The following is a 3,555-nucleotide window of genomic DNA, read 5'->3' as shown; positions in this document are numbered from 1 at the left end:
AACTTCATATCAACTTCATATTAGAAATTAATTATAATAGGTTATTGTGATGCTTTTTATTTTTCATAAAATTAAAAGTTTGAATTTAGGAGGTATTGCTCAAACCTAAATTCAAACTTTAGTGAAATAATTAATGGATATTACGTCTAGTTTTCGCTAATGACGGCATTTAAAAGTTCGGCAGGATTACCCGTTCCTGCACCACCAATTGTAATTGATCCACCAGGAGGAATTTCGCCATTCCATCCTGCGTTCGTAATTACATAATGATTATTTGTTTTACTACTAATTTTAGAATCCCAAACTTGTGTTAAATTGCCGCTATAATCAAATTCTAATTTCCAATTTTTAATAGGAATCGTTCCGTTATTTTTAATTATAATCGAGAAGTTATAACCGCTTCCCCAATTCGAAGTGACTGAAAATGTAGCAGTGCCATTTCCATCAGGAGGTGTTGTATTAGCTTCATCCGTTTTGACAGTAAGAGCGGTAGGGTGTGATTTATTTCCAGAAGCATCTTTGGCAATTACTGAAAATGTGTATTCCGTATTAGGTTTTAAGTTTTTAATTGTAATGCTATTTGTTGTTGCACTCCATTTTTCTTCTCCGGCAGTAATTTCGTATTCAGTAACGCCTACGTTATCAGTGGATGCAGTCCAGCTTAATTGAACTGAGCTTGAAGTTTTATTCGTAACTATAATGTTTTTAACATTCGTTGGTGGCTCAGTATCTTTTTGGTTAATAGGTCCACCAAGTAATTCTTTTACTAGCGTATCAAGTAATTTTGGACCACTACAACTATATTTTGGACTTGTACGGCAATCTCCGCTTAGTTCCCAAAACATTGCTCCACTTAAACCTTTCGTCTTTATATAGTCTGTTTTATATTTCATAGATTCATTGTCATCGTAGCTAATAAATGTGCCTGTAGTTGCATTATATAAATAAGGTACTTTAGCTGTGTCATTCCAGTAGCGTACAAAACCATTTTTATTAACGTAATTGGCTGTTAAATCACCGTAATCATACACACCTGTGTCACCGGTAGAATAATCATCCCAAGTACCTTTAGAAGCAAGTTTCCCATCACTACCTGGTTTGCAAGGTTGATATTGTCCGTTATTTTCTTTTCCACAACTTTTCCAGCCACGTCCGTAAAAAGGTACGCCTAATACTAGTTTATCCACTGGAACACCTTCATTGGTATAAACGTCTATAGCACCATCTACGTAAAAATTCGTATTTGCTGCTGGGTCATTTGGATCCTTATATAGAGCTGCATTATGATTAGAAGTAGCTTCCCATCCACCGTGGAAATCATATGTCATAATATTAATCCAATCGAGTATTTGAGAAATTTTCTTTAGCTCTGTATGATCAGCGTAGCGTTGACTTGCACCTGACGCGATTGTTAGTAAATATTGTTTGCCATCTTCAGCACCTGCTTTATTCAAAGCATTTCGGATGTCTTGAAGAAGAAGAGTGAAATTTTGTTTATCTTCAGGACGATAACTACCACCAGGAATTGTTTCAACGCCCGGATATTCCCAGTCTAAATCTACGCCATCAAATCCATATGCGCGAAGAAAAGCTACTGTAGATTCGGCAAATACTTTTCTTGTCTTTTCATCAGCGGCCATATCAGAAAAGCGGTTAGACCAAGTCCAGCCACCAACGGAAATTATTGTTTTTAAATGAGGATATTTAGCTTTTAATCGTTTTAGTTCTCCGAAATTTCCGCAACGGGCATATTTATCGCAATCTTCCCAAGTTGTACCTGAGCCAGGATACGATTTGGTAACATCAGCCCATGGTTCACCGAGTACGAGAGTACCATTAGGAACCTCTTTATTTTGCAATGGTACACCAGATTCTTTACAGTTCCACGTTTGTTTATTTGGATTATCCGGATGGGTAGAAGGATTTCCATGTTTTCCATTCCAACAAATATCCGCGAAAGCATAGTTAAGGTGAGTAAGTTTTGATGCATCAATGTCAGCAACTTGATAATTACGTCCGTAAACGCCCCACGAAGGAAAGTACCCAACAATTTTTTGACTTTGCTTTGGTGAATCTGCTAATGCGAGATTTGGAGTAATAAAATTTGTGAGAAAAAGAGGTAAGAAAAGTAGTAGAGATAGTAATAGCAGTGTGAATTTTTGAGACCTCATAGCCATTTCTCCTTTCAAAATAAAAGATATATTTAAAGGCATACGCCAATAAATCAAAATGAATCTAGACGTATGAAACGTCTAGATAAAATGATCAGACATCACGAAGTCTATACAAGGGAGCTGGGGGTGATTAAATCGTAACAAATGTAAGATTTAGTGTAAACGCTTTATTAAGTTGAAAAAGACTTTCTCAATACAAAAAGGCTTGAATACAAACTATATATGAAAACGAAAGGTCGGTATGGGAGGAAATAGCTCATTATAAATAAATTTGAGAAAAAATTGTATGGAGCCAATTATTAAAGACGTAGAAAGATAAGGAAATATCATGTAAAATAATAGTAAAAATATGTAAAGGAGGGAATAGTGTGGATGTGTTTTTGAACATTGCTGAAGAAAAAATTCGCCAAGCAATACGGAATGGTGATCTTGATTATCTTCCGGGAAAAGGAAAACCACTACAATTAGAAGATTTTTCAATGGTACCTCCAGAACTTAGAATGAGTTATAAAATTTTAAAAAATGCGGGAATGATTCCACCAGAGATGGAACTACAAAAAGATATATTAAAAATAGAGGATCTAATTGCCTGCTGTTATGATGAAGAAGAGAGAAAGAAATTACGAGAAGAGTTAACAATAAAAACGTTACGTTTTCAGCAGGTAATGGAAAAGAGAAAGATTAAAGATAGTTCAGCTTTTCGTATGTATCAAGACAAAGTATTTCGTAAATTACGCTAAGAGGGATAAGATGACTACATTTAAAACGATAGAAGAAATAGCGACCTATATCGAAGAACAACAATTGGTACTTCTGTTTATTAAAACGGAAAATTGTGGTGTTTGTGATGTTATGCTAAGAAAAGTAAATTGCGTATTAGAGAATTATGATTACGTAGAGAAAATAGAGATATTACTACAAGACATGCAAGAGATTGCGGGGCGATATGCCGTATTTACAGGACCGACAATTTTATTATTTTATAATGGAAAAGAGATCCTTCGAGAATCGCGCTTCATTTCACTTGAAAATCTAGAGAGAACCATTCAATTATTCGAGGAATAAGGGAGGCTTTTATATGGAATTTATTATCGTCATACTATTATTTGTTGTAGTTGGAATAATCGTAACAGCAGTTCGATCGAACAAAAAGAAGGTAAATCTTACAAAACAAAATAACATTCATAATTCATCTAACAGCTCATCACCATTATTTTTCTTTGCTGGATCTGATAATGATAGCTCGCATGATGGCGGTTCACATGATTGTGGAGGGTCTTTTGGGGGAGATAGCGGGGGAAGCTGCGGTGGTGGTGATTGATGAAAATGCGCCTTATATAGGCGTATTTCTTTTTAAACAAACGTTTGATTAGTTGGCTTA

The 3,555-nt window shown here is 35.2% G+C and carries 4 protein-coding genes; 3 read left to right on the top strand and 1 reads right to left on the bottom strand.

Translation table 11 applies throughout. From position 1 onward, the window contains the following. Positions 1–146: 146 nt before the first annotated feature. Positions 147–2,171, bottom strand: coding sequence for a glycosyl hydrolase family 18 protein (locus MR160_RS33100; RefSeq protein WP_242299162.1), 2,025 nt, complete (start codon positions 2,169–2,171; stop codon positions 147–149). A gap of 371 nt (positions 2,172–2,542) precedes the next feature. Between MR160_RS33100 and MR160_RS33095 the strand changes: the two genes are divergently transcribed. From MR160_RS33095 to MR160_RS33085, 3 genes are read left to right on the top strand one after another with little or no spacing between them, the layout of a single operon-like run. Next, a complete protein-coding gene (locus MR160_RS33095; RefSeq protein WP_000382370.1) occupies positions 2,543–2,914 on the top strand; it encodes a DnaJ family domain-containing protein in 372 nt (123 codons plus the stop codon). A 10-nt stretch (positions 2,915–2,924) separates the two neighbouring features. Beyond that, positions 2,925–3,239: a thioredoxin family protein gene (locus MR160_RS33090; protein ID WP_000206513.1), complete on the top strand. Its 315-nt coding sequence runs from the start codon at positions 2,925–2,927 to the stop codon at positions 3,237–3,239. 13 nt (positions 3,240–3,252) lie between these two features. Beyond that, positions 3,253–3,495, top strand: a complete 243-nt coding sequence (locus MR160_RS33085; RefSeq protein ID WP_000394363.1) for a hypothetical protein — start codon at positions 3,253–3,255, stop codon at positions 3,493–3,495. Positions 3,496–3,555 lie beyond the last annotated feature (60 nt).

Origin of the sequence: Bacillus cereus group sp. BfR-BA-01382 (assembly GCF_022663475.1) — a bacterium.
Taxonomy (GTDB): Bacteria; Bacillota; Bacilli; order Bacillales; family Bacillaceae_G; genus Bacillus_A; species Bacillus_A thuringiensis_S.
The sequence above is the reverse complement of the archived record's forward strand: the minus strand, read 5'-3'. Positions and strand labels throughout refer to the sequence as shown.